The sequence below is a fragment of the Mesorhizobium sp. P170090 genome (genome assembly GCF_057786115.1).
In genome coordinates, this window is sequence record NZ_JBYNWH010000001.1 from 3,110,249 (window position 1) to 3,127,243 (window position 16,995).

Genomic DNA, 16,995 nt, shown 5'->3' on the forward strand with positions numbered 1-16,995 from the left:
GCCTTTGACCATTCCCAACCTCATCACCATCCTGCGCTTCGTGCTGGTGCCGGCGGTGGTGCTGGCGATGCTGAACATGCGCTGGGACTGGGCCTTTGCTGGATTTCTCGTTGCCGGAATTTCCGATGGCGTCGACGGCTTCATCGCCCGCCGCTTCAACCAGCAATCGAGACTAGGCGCCTATCTCGATCCGATGGCCGATAAGGTGCTTCTGGTCTCGGTGTTCGTGGTCATGGGCTTCATCGGGCAATTGCCGCTGTGGCTGGTGGTGACCATGGTGTCACGCGATGCGCTGATCATCTGCGCCGTGCTCTTGTCCACGGTCATGGCGCATCCGGTCGAGATGAAGCCGCTCTATGTGTCGAAGGCCAACACCGCCGCCCAGATCGTGCTGGCGCCGTGGTGCTGGGCGAACTTGCCCTTGGCCTCCACCTCGACCCGCTCAGGCCTGCGCTCATATTGCTGTCCGGGGTCTTGACCGTGGCTTCGGCCGCGGCCTATCTCGTGGCTTGGCTGAGGCATATGAGCGGCTATGGCGAAGGCTCCACCCCGGGTAGTTGACAAGAATGCCGCGACTGCCGCGTTAGCAGACGCGGCTGCGTCCCTGGCGTTTCGCCGCCAGATTTTCTTCTGGCTGGGCACGGCAATCTTCCTGGCGCTGTTCCTCTACATTTTTTCCAGCATCCTGTTGCCGTTCGTTGCCGGCATGGTGCTGGCCTATTTCCTCGACCCGGTCGCCGACCGGCTGCAGCGCCTCGGCCTCTCCCGGCTGATGGCGACGGTGGTCATCCTGATCGCCTTCATCGTTCTTTTGGTGCTGGCCTTCGTCATCCTGGTTCCGGTTCTGGCCACGCAGATGGCCGATTTCGCCAGCAAGCTGCCGGAATATCTGACCCGGCTGCAGTCGCTGATCACCAGCTTCGATCCCAAATGGCTGGAGCAGAAATTCGGCGTCAATGCCAATGGCCTGCGCGACGGGCTGAATTCGCTGCTCACTTCCGGTTTCGGCCTGCTGAGCACCGTCTTCACCTCGATCTGGAGTTCTGGCGTTGCTCTGGTGTCGGTGGTCAGCCTGTTCGTGGTCACTCCGGTTGTCGCTTTCTACATGCTGCTCGACTGGGATCGCATGGTGGCGGTCGTCGACAGCTGGGTGCCGCGCGATTATGTCGGGACGGTCAGGGCGATCTCCAGGGACATCAACACCGCGACCGCCGGCTTCGTGCGCGGCCAGGGCACGCTGTGCCTGGTGCTCGGTGGCATGTATGCCACTGGCCTGACGCTGACCGGGCTGAATTTCGCCATCCTGATCGGCCTCTTCGCCGGGCTGATCTCCTTCATTCCCTATGTCGGCTCGCTGACCGGGCTGGTGCTGGCCGTCGGGGTCGCCTTCGTCCAGTTCTGGCCGGACTGGACCATGATCGTTGCTGTCGCGGTGGTCTTCTTCATCGGCCAGTTCATCGAGGGCAACATCCTCCAGCCGAGGCTGGTCGGAAAAAGCGTCGGCCTACACCCGGTCTGGCTGATGTTTGCGCTGTTCGCTTTCGGCGCCCTGTTCGGCTTCGTCGGCCTTTTGATCGCCGTTCCTGCTTCGGCGGCGGTTGCCGTGCTGGTGCGGTTTGCCATTGCCCGCTATCTCGAATCGCCTCTCTACAAGGGACACTCCACCGAGCCCGTCCCGCCGCTGCCCGCCGCTCGCGGCGGGGGCCACCGGTCGCCGCGCGGCTGAACGTGACGGATCATAAGACCGAACCGCCGCGCCAGCTGCCGCTCGACCTTGGCCACGGCACCGGCTACTCGCGCGACGAACTGGTGGTGTCGGCCACCAACCGCGAGGCGGCAGCCCTTGTCGACCGCTGGCCGGACTGGCCGTCGCCGGTAATCGTGCTCGCCGGCCCGGCCGGTTCCGGCAAGACACATCTGGGTTCGATCTGGCAAGCGCGGGCCAACGCTGTGGCGGTCGATACCCAGCGCATCGGCAATGCCATCACCGGGCTTGGCGGCAGGCCGGCGCTGATCGACGATGTCGACAAGACAGCCATCGACGAGGCGGGCCTGTTCCATCTCATCAATGAAGTGCGCGGCGCCGGGGCCACCTTGCTGTTGACGGCGCGGCGCTTCCCCGCCGCCTGGAGGGTGACGTTGCCCGATCTCGCCTCGCGGCTGAAGGCGGCGGCAACGGTCGAGATCCATGAGCCGGACGATTTGCTTCTGGCTGGTGTCATCACCAAACTCTTCGCCGACCGCCAGGTCGAGGTCGAGCCGCATGTCGTGCAATATCTGGTGCGCCGCATCGAGCGCTCACTGGCCACCGCCATGCGCGTGGTCGAACGCCTCGACCGCACCGCGCTCGAGCGCAAGACGCCGATCACCAGGGCGCTCGCCGCCGAAACCGTCAGCGCAATGGACGAAGGGCAGGGCGAGTTCGAGGTTTAGATCCTGCTGCAATTCCCTGGACGGCGATTGTCGATCCCGCCCGTGCGACGTTTTCAAAACATGCATGGTGACATCACCTGAAATAATATGATACTTTCAATCAATGACATCGGAGCGATATCAATGCCTGCAGTGACCGTCCGAAATCTTCCGGAAGCGACCCACCGAGCTCTGCGTGTACGGGCGGCCTTGCACGGTCGCAGCACCGAGGCCGAGATACGCGACATTCTGGAAAACGCGGTGCGGCCGGACGGCCGTGTGAAACTCGGCTCCGTTCTGGCAGACATTGCCCGACGCGCCGGGCTGACCAATGAAGACGTGGAGGTCCTGGAGCAGGCTCGCGACAAGGCGCCGGCCGAACCGCTGGGGTTCGAATGATCCTCCTCGATACCAATGTCGTTTCGGAGGCCATGAAGCCCGAACCGCATCAAGCTGTGTTGGCCTGGCTTGATGACCAGGCCGAGGAAACGCTTTACCTCTCCAGTGTGACGCTCGCCGAAGTGCTGTTCGGCATCGAGGCCATGCCGGCGGGTCGTCGCAAGGCTGCGCTCGCTGAAACCTTCGCCGGTGTGTGCGCCGTGTTTGAGCGCCGCATCCTGCCTTTCGATACCGAGGCGGCCCGGCACTATGCCCGACTTGCAGTGAAGGCGAGGGCAGCCGGCAAGGGGTTTCCTGTGCCCGACGGCTACATCGCGGCAATCGCCTCCGCAAACGGCTTTCATGTCGCCTCGCGTGACACGGCGCCATTCCATGCGGCCGGCGTGCCTGTCATCGATCCTTGGCAGCCGTAACCAGGTACGGCAGCCCGACCAGAGCGCGAGCTGCGAACATGCGTTTCGGCAGGATTTCCTCTTCAGCGACGACAGCGTGTTCGAATGAATACACTCGATCTCTCCGTGCCCACCGCCGCATGAGGGCCGCTGTCCCATTTCGGGAAACATTATTTGGCATCCGTCTTGCACCTGGGAACTTGCCGGCTGACCCCGGTCCTGGTCGCGTTCCTGATCGGGTTGTAGGCTCGCCGGGAGTGATGATTGGGGTTCTCGCCCGGCGAGCTTACCTTCGTAGAGCAGTCACCGGAGTGTCCGGGAGGGTGCCCTATAGCCACAACGCCGCCAGATACCGGACCAGCAGATAGACCACCGTATGCGCTGCCACGTAGCACGCGGCGACGACGACAAAGAACAGCACGCTGGCGGGCCACGAGCGGGGAGGGCCTTGCCTCTTGCTCGGCCGGTTGTTCCAGATCCACAGGGCCGCACAGATAATGGCCCAGACGACGACGAACGGAACCGTGATGCCGATGTAAGCGAAGTACGCAGGCCAATCAGCGAAAGCCATGCCTCGAGACCAAGCATCCAGAATCTCCCCTTTGCCCGAAGTCTAATGCATGTCGCTCAAAGTGGTCCCGGTTGAGAGAACGACATGCATCACCTGGATACGTTTCAGCGCGACGCGCTTTTAGACCGGCGATAGAGGTGGAAGCGAGGGGATTATCCCTGCGTCGGATTTTCAGCCAAACCCGCCGAAGGGATGCTGTTCGATGATACGGGCGCCTGATGCATGTCGCTCAAGTGGCCCCGGTTTTGAGAGAACCACATGCATCAACAAGACCTCAAGCGCGTCGCGTGAGTCCGTTCAAATGAGACGCGCTTTAGGTCAGATTGGTGCTCCGGTCGCCAAACTCGGCCGTAGCAGGTCTAAAGCGATCGGATCAGCCGCAGACCCTGACCTCTTCGACGACCCTGTGGTGATGGCGCCAGTGCCTGACCAGTTCGATATGGCAGCGGTGATGGCGATGGTGGCGCCGCCATTGGCCATCCTGGTTGTCGCTGTAGTCGTCGCCATAGTCGTCGCTATAGTCTTTGTGGCGCTGGTGATGGCGAAGAATCTGTATATCGCCATCGTCGGACGAATATTGATCGTCGTCATCGGACTGGATAGTCAGACTGGCGGCTTGCGCCGGTGCGATCAAAGCCGCCGTTCCGGCGAACGCGATCATCGAGGCGACGAGAAGGGTTTTCATTGTTGGCTCCTTGCATTGAACATACACAACTCTCGGAGCGAACTGCCGTTCCAATACAAATTGTAGGTCGATCGGCGAGCGGCTGCTGCTGGGCAATGTGTGCCGCCAGGCGCAACCGGCGAGGCAGCCATTGGCGACCTTGGGGGTGACCTGGGCAAGGATGGGCTTTGTGGGAAGAAATGGTCGGAGTGGAGAGATTCGAACTCCCGACCCTCTGGTCCCAAACCAGATGCGCTACCAGGCTGCGCTACACTCCGAGGCCCTGCGGCGTATACGGTTCCGAACCCTGTCGCGCAACCCCTAAATCGTCAAACGGGGCTTGGCGGTCTGCGCTCCCGTGCAATCCTGGCTGCGATCGCTTTGGCCTGGATGCGGGCATTGGCGAAGCAGCCGCGGATGCTTGGCCGCATGCCGGTGAACCACAGGCCCGGCAGTCGCGGGTCGCTGTCGGCGCCGTTGAACAGCGGCACGCCCTTTTCGTCGAGCACGCCGAGCTTGCCCAGCATGGCCTCGAGCCCGGTGCGGTAGCCGGTCGCGGCGATGACGATATCGGGCTGGATCGTCGCGCCATCGTCGAAAACGACCGTGTCGCCGGTAAATTCCCGCACGGTTGGCAGCACGATGATCCTGCGGTCCTTGATGGCATCGACGGCGCCGTCATCGGTGGCGATGGCGGTATAATCCGACGCCAGCCGGCTTGCGCCGCCCGAAGGCGTCGGCGGCAGGCCGTAGGCCGTGAGGTCGCCGAAGGCCCATCGCTGCGTCGCCGCCATCACCGCATCGGCGAGCTTGAACGGCAGCCGCGCCAGGATCGGCGAAAACCGGTGGACGGCGATCTGGCCGAGGCGCTTGGGCAGCAGTGCCGGACCGTTGCGCGCCGACAGCCAGATCTGTCCCGTGCCGGCCGCCGCCAGGTGATTGAGCACGTCGAAGCCGGAATTGCCGGCGCCGACGACCAGCACTTTCTTGCCCGCATAGGCCTTGGCGTCGCCGAATGCGGCCGAATGGATGATGTGTCCGGCAAAGGCCTTCATGCCTTTCCAGGCCGGAATGAAGGGCTGCCGGTCGCGCCCGGTGGCGATGACGACATGGCGCGCCAGCCGCGGCCCGGCACTGGTCCGCACAAGCCAGTGGTCGCCCTCGAAGCCTATCTCCTCGACCGCGATGCCGAACTCGACCGGCAGCCGGTGCATGGCGTGGAATTCGTTCAAATGGCCGATGATGGTGTTTCGGTGCGGAAAGGCAGGGGTGCCGGCAGGAAAGGAAACGCCCGGCAGCGCCGAAAGGTCGCGATGCGTGTTGAGATGCAGTCGCTCGTGCCGGCCGTGCCATGGCTCGGCCAGCCGGGCTTCCTTTTCCAACACCATCACAGGCACGCCGGTCTTGAGCAGCGCATGGGCTGCGGTCAAGCCGGCTGCCCCGGCGCCGATCACGATCGCGCCGTCGAAAATCGCTTGGCTGCCGGCCTCGGCGTGCAAAATCCCTGCGTCCATGCCTCTTTGTGTCGCCATCATGACCATGACTTTTGATGCTACGCCAGTGTATCCAGTCGATGCCGCTGCCGAAGCGGCCTGGTTGCAGGCCGCTTCGGCCTTGCCGTCGGCAGTGTTGCACAGTATTGACTGAAATAAGGCGGCGCTACCGCCAACGCAGCTACGAGGTGCCCATGTCCGCGCGTATTTTCAGCCCAGCCAAAACCGCGATGCAGTCCGGCAAGGCCAAGACCGGCCATTGGGTGCTGGAATTCGATCCCGCCCAACGCAAGAAGATCGACCCGCTGATGGGCTACACCACATCGGGCGACATGCTGAGCCAGATCAGGCTGACCTTCGACACCAGGGAAGAAGCGGTGGCCTATGCCGAAAAGCAGGGGCTGGCCTTCCGTGTCGAGGAGCCGAAAGAGACCAAGCGCCGGCAGATTTCCTACGCGGAAAATTTCCGCTATGACCGCAGGATACCCTGGACGCATTGACCGGCGGTCAGCGCCTGGCACATAGACACCAGCCGGCCAAGATATCAAATGCCGGCCAGCGGTCCCGTAGCTCAGCTGGATAGAGCACCGGCCTTCTAAGCCGATGGTCACAGGTTCGAATCCTGTCGGGATCGCCAACAACTTCAAAGAGATAGTGTGGAGGCCTGAGTGGGAATTGAACCCACTACGTCGGTTTTGCAGACCGATGCGTCACCGTCCCGCCCTCAGACCATGGCTCCTTGTGCATTGACCGCGACAGCTAGTCAACTTGGCCGGCCTCTGCTCGCAGGTTCGGACCGCGATCCGGCTGCCACCAGTCGAGATGTTCGGAACGCGGCTCGCGTTCAGGCGTTTGTTGCTGATGGCACCGACAACCCCGACCATTGCGCGCATCTGGCGCGGCAGGACCTTGCCCGACAAGGCCGACGCCTATGAGCGCTACAACTACGAGGTCGGTATCAAGCCGCTGATCGAGAAAGCGCTGGGCGTGCAGACTTTTCGCGAGGACACGCCGACGCATTCGGAATTCATCACCATCTCCTATTGGGAGAGCGTCGAGGCGATGGCCGCCTTTACCGGCGGCGATCCGCAAAGCATCCACCATCTCGACCGCGACAAGGAGTTCCTGATCGAATTGCCGAAGGGTGTCCAGGTGCTGCGAATCCGTTCCAGCCACGGAATGGTTGGCGGCAGCTGATGTTTGCGGGCTTTGACGCCAGGACCGTTCAAATGGAGGAGACATCGATCTTCGTCAGGGCCGGTGGCTCAGGGCCGCCGCTGCTGCTCCTGCATGGCTTTCCCGAAACGCATGTTATGTGGCGGGACATCGCCGTGGCATTGGCGCCGCACTTCAGCGTGGTTGCCGCCGATCTGAGAGGCTACGGACAAAGCGCCTGTCCGGCTTCCGGAGCCAATCATGCCGCCTATTCCAAACGAGCGATGGCGCGCGACATGGTGCAGGTTATGGACGTTCTCGGTTTCGACCGTTTCATGGTTGCCGGCCACGACCGTGGCGGTCGCGTCGCCTACCGGCTGGCGCTCGACCATCCCGAAACCGTGTCGAAAGTCGCCGTTCTCGACATCGTCCCCACGGCCTCCGCCTGGGATCGGGCCGATGCCAGGTTGGCGCTGGCCTTCTGGCCGTGGAGCCTGCTCGCCCAGCCGGAACCGCTGCCTGAGCGCCTGTTGTCCGCAGCACCCGACGCAGTTGTCGACAATGCGATCGCCGGCTGGGGCTCGGCTCCAGATGCTTTTCCCGCTGAGGTCAGGGCCGCCTATATCGAGGCGCTGCGTGATCCCGCCCATGCCCACGCCATCTGCGAGGAATATCGCGCCGCCGCAGGCATCGACCGCGAGCACGACGCGCAGGACCAGGCTAATGGCTGTCGCATCAGATGCCCGCTGCTTGCGCTCTGGAGCGGCGAGGGCGGGTTGGAGAACTGGTATGCGGAGGAGGGCGGCCCGTTGGCGATCTGGCGGCAATGGGCTGATAACGTCGGAGGCGGCTCGGTCAAGGGTGGGCATTTCTTCCCGGAAGAGCACCCCGAAGACACGGCTGCAAGGCTGTCGAGATTCTTCGCAAGCTGACTGCGGGCCGATTGCTAAAATCCGGGCCTGTGTGTTCCTGTGTCGACTATCTCAGATGGCCGAGGGATTGCAGGATCAAAGTGCTCGAAAGACCAAGCAGGGCGATACCGTAAAACCGGTCGATCCACACGGCGTTTGGCCCAGCCAGAAGCCTTGCAGCCCGCGCGCCAAGGGCTGCGTAAAACGTCAGCACAAACACATCGGCAAGCGCGGCGATAATGGCCAGGATGCCATACTGGATCGCGATCGGCTCATCCACGCGGACAAAATGCGGCAGGATCGCGGGGAAAAGCAGCCAGGCCGCCGGATTTGTGACCGCCACCAGGAAGCAGCGCCCAATGAGTGCCTTGGCTGAATGGCGTGTTTCGGGAAGGTTAGGGTTGAACGAAGGTCGGGATGCGGCGCGCAGGGTACCGATGGCGACGAAAAGCAGATAGCCCGCGCCGAACATCCTGAGAGCCGAGAGATAGAATTCCGAAGCCAGCAGAAGAGCGCCGAAGCCCAGCGCGACGATGCTGATAAGAACGAAATCAGACAGTACGACGCCGGCCATGCCGAGAAACGCGCGTCGAAAACCGTAGCGGGAGCCGTTGGTGATGGCTAGCACGACGTCCGGTCCCGGAACCGCCATTCCGAGCACCGACACGAAGGCAAATGTCACCAGCGGCAGGTTTCCCATGACGCCGCGTAATGTACCCGGCGCTCACCGTCCGTAACGCCCTTCACACAGCGGCTTGGCTATCGCCGATTGTTGTTGGCCACCTTGGCTCAGTGCCCGCCGCGCATCTTCACCACCACAGTCCTCACCGCCAGCACCAGCACAGTGATGATGATCAGGATCACCGAGAGCGCGGCGATCGCCGGGTCGATGTTGTCGCGCAGGCCCATCCACATCAGCCGCGGCAGCGTGATGGCGTTGACCGAGGTGATGAACAGGGTGACGCCGATCTCTTCCCAGGACAGCACGAAGGACAGCAGCGCGGCGGTGACGATGCCGAACTTGATGTTGGGCATGATGATGCGCGTGGCGCGTTCCCACACGCCGGCGCCAAGGCCGCGCGCGGCAAGGTCGATGCGGCGGTCGAGCTGGCTGAGCGAGACCAGGATCAGCACCGTGGCGAAAGGCACCGTCATCACCGAATGCGCCATGGCGACGCCGAGCCAGGTGTCGTAGCCGAAGAACGAGCTCATGCCCGAGATCGACGTCAGCAGGAAGTAGAGCGTGATCGCCGAGACCACCGGCGGCACCACCATCGGCAACAGCACGAAGCCGACAAGGGTGGCCGTGAAGCGCGGCTGGAACATCCAGACGCCAAGGCTGAAGCACAGCGCCAGCACGGTCGAGATGACGCTGCTGACGATGCCGATGCGGACCGACAGCAGGATGGCGTCGAGCCAGCGCGGATCCTCGATCAGCGCGCGGTAGTGGCGCAGCGACAGTTCGCCCGTCGGCATAGCCAGCATGCGGCTTGGCGTCAGCGACACCGGGATGACCGCCAGCAGCGGCAGCAGCAGGAACAGCGCCACCAGCACGGCGAGGATCAGCGAGACGGGACCGGGGCGATAGGTCGGCATCAGATCAGCTGCTTCGGTCTGACATAGCGGAACAGCAGCGCCATGAGCGCGCCGACGAACAGCACCAGCACGACGCTGATCGCCGCACCCAGTCCCCAGTCGGGGCTTTGGAATATCCTGAGGTAGATCAGCTCGGCGATCATCACGCTGCGGCCGCCGCCGAGGATCGCCGGCGTGACGAAGAAGCCGAGCGAGAAGACGAACACGATCATCGCCGAACCGATGATGCCGGAGCGCGTCATCGGCACGAACACGGTCCAGAAGGTGCGCATGCGGCTGGAGCCGAGCCCGCGCGCCGCGAGCAGCACGCGCTCGTCGAGGCTGCGCATGGCGGAGGCCAGCGGGAACACCGCGAATGGGATCAAAAAATGCGTCATACCGACGATGACGCCGAACTCGTTGCGCACCAGCGCCAGCGGCTCGGAGATGAAGCCGATCGATTGCAGCCAGGTGTTGATCAGGCCGCGGTTGGACAAAAGCGCCACCCAGCCGAAGGCGCGGGTCAGCACCGAGATCCAGAAGGGGACGAGAATGCAGAATTCAGCGATTATGCGCTGTGCCGGGCTGCCGCGCACCCACACCATGGTGATGGCGTATGCCGCCGCCACGGAAACCACGGTGACGATCAGCGCGATGCGCAGCGTGCGGATGAACACAGACTGCACCAGGGCATCGGTGGCGAGCGCGCCATACTGGCCGAGCCCCGGTGTCGGCAAGGTGACGCTCCACTTGACGACGCCGAGGAACGGCCAGGCGTAGGCCAGCACAAGGAACAGCAGCAGCGGCGCCATCAGCACCGCCGCGCCCATCCTGTCGGAGAGGGTGCCTCTCATCGAAGCTCGTGCCCGGCCTGGTCAGGCCGAGATGATCTTGGTGTATTCGTCGAGTGCTGCCCCGTAATTCTTGGCGTACCAGTCCATGTCGAGCGCGATCTGCTTCTTCATGTTTTCGGGATCGACCGGGTTGATGCGCTTCTTGTCGGCGGGGATCAGCGCATCGGCGGCCGGATTGGCCGGACCCTGTCCGAGCTTGTCGAACATCACCAGTTGCTTCTCCGGATCCTGGGCGCTGGCGATGAACTTCATCGCTGCGTCCTTGCCGCCGGGGTTGCCCTTGAGCACGGCCAGCGCGCCGGGCGAAATCAGGCCCTGATCCCAGATGAACTTGATCTTGCCGCCCGAGTCCTGCTCGATCAGCGAGGCGCGGGTCGACCACACGATCGCCATCGAGGCTTCGCCGTTGAGCAGCACGCTCTGGCTCTCGGCGCCGCCGCCCCAGTAAGCCACGACGTTTTCCTTGAAGGCGGCGATCTTGTCATGCGCGCGCTTCAGGTCGAGCGGGTAGAGCGAGGTCGGCGCGATGCCGTCTGCGAGAAGTGCGGCTTCCCAACTCGACACGCCCCATTTGTAGAGCGAGCGCTTGCCCGGAAACTTCTTCACGTCGAAGAAGTCGGCCATGCCGGTCGGCGCGTCCTTGCCGTATTTCTCGGAATCATAGGCGATGACATAGGAGAAGAAATAGGTCGACGCCGCGTATTCCCAGCCGAACCCCTCGCGCATCTTCTTCTTGTCGACGACGGCGTAGTCGATCGGCTCGAGCGCACCCTGCGCGCCGAGCGTGATGGCCGAGAACGGGTCGACGTCGACAAGGTCCCAGGTCGGCGCGCCGCTCTTGAACTGTGCGGCAATCGCGCCTTCGGTCGGGCCCGAACCGTCCATCTTGACGGCGATGCCGGTCTCCTTGGTGAAGGCCTGGCCATAGGCGGCGTCATAAGCGGTGAGGGCATCGCCACCCCAGTTGACCAGCACCAGTTCCTTGGCCTGCGCAAACGCGCCGGTCGAGCGCAGCAGCATCGGCGTGCCGGCCAGCACGAAGGCTGCAAGCTGGGTGAATTGCCGGCGCGAAATCTCGCCGCGCACAGCCCGGGCGGATAGCGCGTCCATGGCTTGTTTTTTGCTTTGGTCTGTCATTTTAGTTCCCCTTTTTCGTTGTTGGTTCCGGTGGTTATGGCGCGCTCCAGATTCTTTGCTGGAAGACTTCGCCGTTCTCGTCGTCATCCTCCGTCCGGAAGGAGGAAACCCTTTTCCGCCGGCCAGGTCAGCCAGACGGAATTGCCTTTGCTGAGTGCAGCCGCGGCGACCTCGTTCGGCACCGAGACGGTCACCTTGGCGCCCTGGCGCGTCGTCAGATCGAGTTTGGTCGCCGCACCCAGATAGGTCGAGCCGATGGCGGTGGCGGCGATGCCATTCTCGCCGGCGGCGGCTTCGCGCGCGATCGACATATGCTCGGGCCGGATCGCCAGGATCGCATCGCCACGGACTTTCTCGGCCTTGCAGAGCATGTTGACCGCGCGGTCCTCGCAGAGGCCCGTCGAGCCATTGTCGGCGGGCTTGACCCCCTTCAACGGCAGCATGTTGATCTCGCCAAGGAACTCGGCGACGAAGCGGTTGTCCGGCCGGTCGTAGACCTCGTCCGGCGCTCCGACCTGCAGCAATTTTCCGTGGTTGAAGATGGCGACGCGCGACGACAGCGCCAGCGCCTCGCTCTGGTCGTGGGTGACGAAGACGAAGGTGGTGCCGGTCTCCTGATGCAGCCGCTTCATCTCGGCCTGCATCTGGCCGCGCAGGCTCTTGTCGAGCGCCGAGAACGGCTCGTCGAGGAGCAGCACGCCGGGTTCGAACACCAAAGCGCGGGCCAACGCCACGCGCTGCTGCTGGCCGCCGGAAAGCTGCGCCGGCAGTTTCGTCTCATGGCCCTTGAGGCCGACGCGCTCGATCATCTCGGCAACGCGGCGCTTGATCTCGGAAGCCGATTTCTTGCGTACCTTGAGCGGGAAGGCGATGTTGGCCTCGACCGACATATGCGGAAACAGCGCATAACCCTGGAACACCATGCCGGCGGCGCGCTGCTCTGCCGGCCGATCGGTGATGTCGAAACCGTCGCTGAAAAGCTTGCCGGCGGTCGGTTGCACGAAGCCTGCCAGGATCATCAGAAAGGTGGTCTTGCCCGAGCCGGAGGGGCCGAGCAGCGTCAAAAACTCGCCGCGGCCGATATTGAGCGTCAGGTCGTCCAGCGCCCGGAACGAGCCGAAGCTCTTGCCGATCCCGATTGCCTTGATCTCTGCGGCCCGGCCGGGTTGCTGCATCCTGCCTCTTCCTTGATCGTGGCTTGAGCGTAGGGCAGTGCGCCGGCTCACCGCAACCGAATAGTTTTCGCCTGATCGGCAAATTTAATTCACGGATGGGAGGCTAGTACGGGCTGATCCGGTTCTCCGACAGCTTCGACCTCAACCAGCCATTGAATGCTTCCAGCACCGGGTGGCTGGCCTTGGCATGTTCCGACACCAGGAAATACGAGCGCGGCGAGGGGATCGCGATGTCGAAGGGGCGCACCAGACGGCCTTCGCTGAGCGCGCGGCGGCTGGTCAGTTCGTCGCCCATTGCGATGCCTTGTCCGGCGATCGCCGCGGAGAAGACGAGGTTCATGTCCGAGAAGAAGATACCGCTTTCGGTGTCGGGGTTTTCCACCTTGGACAGCGCCAGCCAGCGCGCCCAGTCCTCGGTGTCGCCGAGATGCAGGAGATTGGCGCGCAGCACGTCGGCCGGTTTTGAAAAGCCGCCGACCTTGTTGAGCAGTGTCGGGCTGCAAAGTGGCGTGAACGAGATTTCGCACAGCAACTCCACCGAGCGGTTCGGCCAGTTGCCGACGCCGAAGGCAATGAAGGCATCGGCGTCCGGATTGCTGACATCGTCCAGCCGCCGCGGCGTCAGGATCGACAGCGCCACGTCTGGATACATCTGCCGGAACTCGCCGATGTGCGTGCACAGGAACAGAGAGGCGAAGCCCGGCGTGCAGGAAACGGCGAACGAACCGCCGACGCCCGTGCCGGCCTGGCGCGTCACCGCATCGCCGAGCACCGTCAGCGCCTTTCTCACATCGGCGGCATAGCGCTGGCCGCGCGGTGTCAGCGCCACGCCCTTGCCGATGCGCTCCAGCAGGTCGAAGCCGAGGTCGCGTTCGAGCAGCCGCAACTGATGGCTGACGGCGCTGCGGGTGAGGTGCAGTTCGTCGGCGGCGCGCCAGACGCTGCCGTGACGGGCAAAACTGTCGAGGGCGCGCAGCGCCTGTGTGGAAGGTATTCGCAAGAGGCCTCAGGTGAACCGAATTTGCATGAACCGGAAAAACATATCACTTTTTGCAATGCCGCTTCACTGCTTTCTTGGGCCGCATGGAGAAACCGGTGACGACCTTGGCGCAAGCCACCGCGCTTGCCTGTCTCGATAGCATCCAGCCGTCGCTGTCGGCGTGGACGCGCACCATTTTCGATTTCGGCGAAACAGCCTGGCGCGAATACCAGTCGGCGGCCTGGTATGTCGCGCGGCTGAAGCATGAGGGCTTTTCGGTCGAGGAAGGGTCGGCCGGCATGCCGACCGCCTTTTGTGCCCACTGGACGAATGGCCCGGGGCCGACCATCGGCATGTACGGCGAATACGACGCGGTGCCCGGCAACTGCCAGGACGCGGCAACGGTGAAGCGATCGCGGCCGGGCCTCGGCAGCGAGGCCGGCGGCCACACCGATCCGCATTCCGGGCTTGGCATTGCCGGCCTCGGCGGACTTCTCGCCACCAAGGCGGCAATGCAACGCCACGGCATCGAGGGGACGTTGCGCTTCACCGGCGAGCCGGCCGAGAAGGTCAGGGGCTCGAAGCCGATCCATGCGGCCAAGGGCTACTATGACGGCCTTGCCGGCATGATCTCGTTCCATCCCTTCTATATGCTGCCGCTCTGCAACACGGCGCGCTGGGACACGCATTGCGGCGCCGCCTATGCGATGATCTACCGTTTTGTCTGCGACGAACCCGAAAACTGGGTTCGCGCAAGCGATGGCGCGCCGATCCCGCAGGCGCATTCGGCGGTGCGGGCGCCCGGCGCCAACGACGCACTGATGACGATGTACATGGCCTCCAAGGCGCTGCGCGATTCCATGCTACCCCACCAGGGCGGCTGGTCGATCAGCGAGGCGATCCTCACCGCCGGGCAGGCGACCGCCGACAATCTGCCGGCGGGGCTGGCCGAGATCCAGTACATGATCCGCGTGCCGACCATTGCCATGGCAGAGCAGGTCACCGCGGTGCTCGACCGTAATGCGGCCGCGGCCGCGGCGATCAGCGGTTGTCGCTATGAGCGCCATTGGGTGTCGAAGTCGCGGCCGGGCCTCGCCAATCACGCCATGGCAGGGATTGCCTATGAGGCGCTGTCCACCGTCGGCGCTCCGAACTGGGACGAGGCGGCGAAAGCGATCGGTCGCGAGGTCCAGGTCAATGCCGGCGGCACCGCGACCGACAACCCTTTCATCGACGAGATGGAGCGGCTGGTTGCGCCGCGAGAGGCCGAGGCAATCCTGCGCCGCGATTTGCCTCCGTCGCAGATCAACTCGACCTCCGACGACTACACCGACATGTCGTGGCACACGCCGACCGCACGCTTCTATGTCGCCCGCCCGGCGCTGCGCTCGGCGAATGGCCATGCCTATCCATCCTGGGCGATGAACGCGCTGGGCGGTATCTCGGCCACCATCGACCCGATGGTCATTTGCGCCGCCAAGACGGTTGCGCTTGCAGCCCTCCGCCTGCTCGAGGACAAGTCCGCGCGCGATGCGGCCATGGACGAATTCGTCACCCGCACCGGCGGCGGCGTCGGCGGCTCGAACTGGATCGCGCCGCTTTGCGACTATGACCCGCCGATCAATTTCCGCTGGCCGGAATATGTCACCACCGCGCGCGGACGCGATTGGTGGATTCCGAGCAGCCAATCCAATCAAGCTGCATAGTCAAATCGAGGAGAACCTTATGACCGTCCATGACCGCATCGTCGCCGAACCGTTCTCGCTGCAGCGCCGCAATCCCGCCGGCGGCACCAAGCCGCTGACATCATGGGGCTTTGCCAACGAGACCGACGTGCTGACAGACGTGTTGCTCGGCTCGCCAAACTTCCTGCGCCACCTCTCGACCAGCTCGCTGTCGCGCAAGCATTTGCGCGAAGCGCCCTGCAACGTCCAGATCGCCCAGGCGCAGCACAAGGACCTCGTCGCCGCCTATGAGCATTTCGGCGTCAACATCCACTGGCACGAGCCGACGCCGGAACTGCCGATGCAGGTCTATTCCAGAGACTCCAGCGTCATGACGCCCTACGGCGCCTTCATCACCGCCATGGCCAATTGGTGGCGGCGCGGCGAGAACTATGCCGCCATCCGCACCTATGAAAAGCTCGGCATCCCCATCTACGACATGGTCACGGCTGGCACCTTCGAAGGCGGCGACTTCAACGTCATCGAGGAGGGCGTGGTGCTGATCGGCTGCGGCGGCGCCCGGACGCAGGAAGAGGGCGCCCGCCAGGTGCAGGACTGGTTCGAAAAGGAAGGCTGGGAAACGCGCCTCGCCTTCATCGACGAATATTACGTCCATATCGACCTGATGGTGGTGCCGATCGCCGAGAAGCTCACCGCGGTGTGCCTCGCCTGCACCGAGCCCGGCATCGTCGACTGGCTGAAGGGCAAGGGCCACGAGATCATCGACGTGCCCTTCCAGGACACGATGGCGCTCGGCTGCAACTTCATGTCGCTCGGCAAGGACAGGGTGATCGCGCCGACCTCGAGCCAGTCGCTGATCGGCCAACTCAAGGCGCGCGGCTTCGAGGTTGCTGCCGTCGACATGAGCGAGATTTCCAAGACCGGCGGCGGCATTCACTGCATGGCGCAGGCGCTCAAGCGCGAGCCGGCGTAAGGGCACGAATTGCCGCCGGGACCTGTGACGGACTGCTGGCAGATTTGACAAAACAGGCCCGGCAGAGGAAATTGATGCCGTCAGAGGAGGGATTCTGTGAAGAAAACTTACGAAAAGCCGAGTCTGGCCAAAGCCGGCAAACTCGGATCGCTGGTCGCTTCAAACCCGTCGAAGCCCGCCCCTTGAGCGCAACCAGCCGCTGAGGCCGAAATTCGGTCGTCCTGGTTATCGACGACCGGATCGCGCTGTATGATTGAAGGGAGCCCGCCGGCTTTGAACGGCGGGCTTTTTGCTTTGCGCCAGAGCGCTGCCGCGTCTGCCGGGCTAGTCCAATCTGCCCGAACCTGAATTGAACTTGCGCCGGGCGTTTTCCAGATGCGCCCGCGTCGCTTGGCCGGCCGCTTCCGGGTCGCGGCGCTCGATCGCCTCGAACACCGCCTGGTGGCCGGCAAAACTCGTGCGGTTTTCGATCTCCGTATTGGCCACGTGGATGCGCGGATTGATCAGCCATTCGACCTAGCCGTTGATTTTGAAACCAAGCCAGCTTCCCCAAAAGATCATGCCCAAATAAAGCCATAGCGCGAAGACCACATGCGCGCGGTTCCCGCCCGCCCGGCGAT

Annotated in this window: 19 protein-coding genes, 3 tRNA genes and 1 pseudogene; 11 read left to right on the forward strand and 12 right to left on the reverse strand. The window is 63.6% G+C overall.

Translation table 11 applies throughout. The features are described 5' to 3' along the window. The first annotated feature begins 4 nt into the window (after positions 1-4). The 5 genes and pseudogenes from AC3EML_RS14770 (at position 5) to AC3EML_RS14790 (ending at position 3,224) form a co-directional block, all read left to right on the forward strand. Positions 5-561: pseudogene (locus AC3EML_RS14770) on the forward strand (CDP-alcohol phosphatidyltransferase family protein). After that, positions 533-1,726, forward strand: a complete 1,194-nt coding sequence (locus tag AC3EML_RS14775; protein WP_023711891.1) for an AI-2E family transporter — start codon at positions 533-535, stop codon at positions 1,724-1,726. The pseudogene AC3EML_RS14770 and the gene AC3EML_RS14775 overlap by 29 nt, the downstream one beginning before the upstream one ends. 2 nt (positions 1,727-1,728) lie before the next feature. Next, a complete protein-coding gene (gene hdaA / locus AC3EML_RS14780) occupies positions 1,729-2,433 on the forward strand; it encodes a DnaA regulatory inactivator HdaA (RefSeq protein ID WP_023670288.1) in 705 nt (234 codons plus the stop codon). Between the two features lie 123 nt (positions 2,434-2,556). Further along, positions 2,557-2,811 carry a FitA-like ribbon-helix-helix domain-containing protein gene (locus AC3EML_RS14785; protein ID WP_023670289.1) on the forward strand — a complete coding sequence of 85 codons (255 nt, stop codon included), beginning with the start codon at positions 2,557-2,559 and terminating at the stop codon, positions 2,809-2,811. Next, complete coding sequence (locus AC3EML_RS14790) at positions 2,808-3,224, forward strand: type II toxin-antitoxin system VapC family toxin (protein WP_023684763.1); 417 nt, start codon at positions 2,808-2,810, stop codon at positions 3,222-3,224. The genes AC3EML_RS14785 and AC3EML_RS14790 overlap by 4 nt, the downstream gene beginning before the upstream one ends. Positions 3,225-3,531: 307 nt before the next feature. On the opposite strand, the gene AC3EML_RS14795 is transcribed toward AC3EML_RS14790, so the two are convergent. From AC3EML_RS14795 to AC3EML_RS14810, 4 genes are all read right to left on the reverse strand, one after another. Further along, positions 3,532-3,774 (reverse strand): hypothetical protein, encoded by a 243-nt coding sequence (locus AC3EML_RS14795; protein WP_352497183.1) that lies wholly within the window; start codon positions 3,772-3,774, stop codon positions 3,532-3,534. A 373-nt stretch (positions 3,775-4,147) separates the two neighbouring features. After that, entirely contained in the window at positions 4,148-4,459 is a 312-nt protein-coding gene (locus tag AC3EML_RS14800) for a hypothetical protein (protein ID WP_023670292.1), read from the reverse strand. A 180-nt stretch (positions 4,460-4,639) separates the two neighbouring features. Further along, positions 4,640-4,716 (reverse strand) — tRNA-Pro (locus AC3EML_RS14805). Positions 4,717-4,767: 51 nt separating this feature from the next. Further along, entirely contained in the window at positions 4,768-5,952 is a 1,185-nt protein-coding gene (locus AC3EML_RS14810) for a flavin-containing monooxygenase (RefSeq protein ID WP_352497184.1), read from the reverse strand. A 173-nt stretch (positions 5,953-6,125) separates the two neighbouring features. Between AC3EML_RS14810 and AC3EML_RS14815 the strand changes: the two genes are divergently transcribed. Beyond that, on the forward strand, positions 6,126-6,431 hold the full coding sequence (locus AC3EML_RS14815; protein WP_023670294.1) for an ETC complex I subunit: 306 nt from the start codon (positions 6,126-6,128) through the stop codon (positions 6,429-6,431). Between the two features lie 60 nt (positions 6,432-6,491). Continuing rightward, positions 6,492-6,568 (forward strand) — tRNA-Arg (locus tag AC3EML_RS14820). Positions 6,569-6,588: 20 nt separating this feature from the next. Here AC3EML_RS14820 and AC3EML_RS14825 read toward each other — a convergent pair. After that, positions 6,589-6,662, reverse strand: a tRNA-Cys gene (locus AC3EML_RS14825). A 130-nt stretch (positions 6,663-6,792) separates the two neighbouring features. On the opposite strand from AC3EML_RS14825, the gene AC3EML_RS14830 reads away from it, so the two are divergent. Together AC3EML_RS14830 and AC3EML_RS14835 are read left to right on the forward strand one after the other, a co-directional pair. Continuing rightward, positions 6,793-7,128, forward strand: coding sequence for an antibiotic biosynthesis monooxygenase family protein (locus AC3EML_RS14830; protein ID WP_031198108.1), 336 nt, complete (start codon positions 6,793-6,795; stop codon positions 7,126-7,128). Further along, positions 7,128-8,018, forward strand: coding sequence for an alpha/beta fold hydrolase (locus AC3EML_RS14835; protein WP_023727817.1), 891 nt, complete (start codon positions 7,128-7,130; stop codon positions 8,016-8,018). The genes AC3EML_RS14830 and AC3EML_RS14835 overlap by 1 nt, the downstream gene beginning before the upstream one ends. 46 nt (positions 8,019-8,064) lie before the next feature. Here AC3EML_RS14835 and AC3EML_RS14840 read toward each other — a convergent pair whose 3' ends face one another. The 6 genes from AC3EML_RS14840 to AC3EML_RS14865 form a co-directional block, all read right to left on the reverse strand. Further along, the gene (locus tag AC3EML_RS14840) at positions 8,065-8,679 is read right to left on the reverse strand and encodes a LysE family translocator (RefSeq protein ID WP_245259945.1); all 615 of its coding nucleotides are present in this window, start codon (positions 8,677-8,679) and stop codon (positions 8,065-8,067) included. A gap of 107 nt (positions 8,680-8,786) precedes the next feature. Next, the gene (locus AC3EML_RS14845; protein ID WP_023695543.1) at positions 8,787-9,593 is read right to left on the reverse strand and encodes an ABC transporter permease; all 807 of its coding nucleotides are present in this window, start codon (positions 9,591-9,593) and stop codon (positions 8,787-8,789) included. After that, positions 9,593-10,426 carry an ABC transporter permease gene (locus AC3EML_RS14850; RefSeq protein WP_023670301.1) on the reverse strand — a complete coding sequence of 278 codons (834 nt, stop codon included), beginning with the start codon at positions 10,424-10,426 and terminating at the stop codon, positions 9,593-9,595. Before AC3EML_RS14850 ends, AC3EML_RS14845 begins: the two co-directional genes overlap by 1 nt. Positions 10,427-10,447: 21 nt before the next feature. Further along, positions 10,448-11,563, reverse strand: a complete 1,116-nt coding sequence (locus AC3EML_RS14855) for an ABC transporter substrate-binding protein (RefSeq protein WP_023727815.1) — start codon at positions 11,561-11,563, stop codon at positions 10,448-10,450. Positions 11,564-11,646: 83 nt separating this feature from the next. Next, on the reverse strand, positions 11,647-12,738 hold the full coding sequence (locus AC3EML_RS14860; RefSeq protein WP_023727814.1) for an ABC transporter ATP-binding protein: 1,092 nt from the start codon (positions 12,736-12,738) through the stop codon (positions 11,647-11,649). 103 nt (positions 12,739-12,841) lie between these two features. After that, positions 12,842-13,738 (reverse strand): LysR substrate-binding domain-containing protein, encoded by an 897-nt coding sequence (locus AC3EML_RS14865; protein ID WP_023705214.1) that lies wholly within the window; start codon positions 13,736-13,738, stop codon positions 12,842-12,844. Positions 13,739-13,821: 83 nt separating this feature from the next. Here AC3EML_RS14865 and AC3EML_RS14870 point away from each other — a divergent pair, with 83 nt between their 5' ends. Then, on the forward strand, positions 13,822-15,423 hold the full coding sequence (locus tag AC3EML_RS14870) for a zinc-binding metallopeptidase family protein (protein ID WP_352521061.1): 1,602 nt from the start codon (positions 13,822-13,824) through the stop codon (positions 15,421-15,423). A gap of 19 nt (positions 15,424-15,442) precedes the next feature. Next, entirely contained in the window at positions 15,443-16,375 is a 933-nt protein-coding gene (locus AC3EML_RS14875; RefSeq protein ID WP_023693913.1) for a dimethylarginine dimethylaminohydrolase family protein, read from the forward strand. Between the two features lie 324 nt (positions 16,376-16,699). Here AC3EML_RS14875 and AC3EML_RS14880 read toward each other — a convergent pair whose 3' ends face one another. Further along, on the reverse strand, positions 16,700-16,861 hold the full coding sequence (locus tag AC3EML_RS14880) for an FCD domain-containing protein (RefSeq protein ID WP_352521060.1): 162 nt from the start codon (positions 16,859-16,861) through the stop codon (positions 16,700-16,702). Positions 16,862-16,995: the final 134 nt, after the last annotated feature.

Excerpts from the sequence above, each read along its gene's own strand:
- AC3EML_RS14775 (WP_023711891.1), top strand. The coding sequence starts at position 533 with ATGGCGAAGGCTCCACCCCGGGTAGTTGACAAGAATGCCGCGACTGCC.
- AC3EML_RS14785 (WP_023670289.1), top strand. The coding sequence starts at position 2,557 with ATGCCTGCAGTGACCGTCCGAAATCTTCCGGAAGCGACCCACCGAGCT.
- AC3EML_RS14790 (WP_023684763.1), top strand. The coding sequence starts at position 2,808 with ATGATCCTCCTCGATACCAATGTCGTTTCGGAGGCCATGAAGCCCGAA.
- AC3EML_RS14795 (WP_352497183.1), bottom strand. The coding sequence starts at position 3,774 with ATGGCTTTCGCTGATTGGCCTGCGTACTTCGCTTACATCGGCATCACG.
- AC3EML_RS14800 (WP_023670292.1), bottom strand. The coding sequence starts at position 4,459 with ATGAAAACCCTTCTCGTCGCCTCGATGATCGCGTTCGCCGGAACGGCG.
- AC3EML_RS14810 (WP_352497184.1), bottom strand. The coding sequence starts at position 5,952 with ATGGACGCAGGGATTTTGCACGCCGAGGCCGGCAGCCAAGCGATTTTC.
- AC3EML_RS14815 (WP_023670294.1), top strand. The coding sequence starts at position 6,126 with ATGTCCGCGCGTATTTTCAGCCCAGCCAAAACCGCGATGCAGTCCGGC.
- AC3EML_RS14830 (WP_031198108.1), top strand. The coding sequence starts at position 6,793 with ATGGCACCGACAACCCCGACCATTGCGCGCATCTGGCGCGGCAGGACC.
- AC3EML_RS14835 (WP_023727817.1), top strand. The coding sequence starts at position 7,128 with ATGTTTGCGGGCTTTGACGCCAGGACCGTTCAAATGGAGGAGACATCG.
- AC3EML_RS14845 (WP_023695543.1), bottom strand. The coding sequence starts at position 9,593 with ATGCCGACCTATCGCCCCGGTCCCGTCTCGCTGATCCTCGCCGTGCTG.
- AC3EML_RS14850 (WP_023670301.1), bottom strand. The coding sequence starts at position 10,426 with ATGAGAGGCACCCTCTCCGACAGGATGGGCGCGGCGGTGCTGATGGCG.
- AC3EML_RS14855 (WP_023727815.1), bottom strand. The coding sequence starts at position 11,563 with ATGACAGACCAAAGCAAAAAACAAGCCATGGACGCGCTATCCGCCCGG.
- AC3EML_RS14860 (WP_023727814.1), bottom strand. The coding sequence starts at position 12,738 with ATGCAGCAACCCGGCCGGGCCGCAGAGATCAAGGCAATCGGGATCGGC.
- AC3EML_RS14870 (WP_352521061.1), top strand. The coding sequence starts at position 13,822 with ATGGAGAAACCGGTGACGACCTTGGCGCAAGCCACCGCGCTTGCCTGT.
- AC3EML_RS14875 (WP_023693913.1), top strand. The coding sequence starts at position 15,443 with ATGACCGTCCATGACCGCATCGTCGCCGAACCGTTCTCGCTGCAGCGC.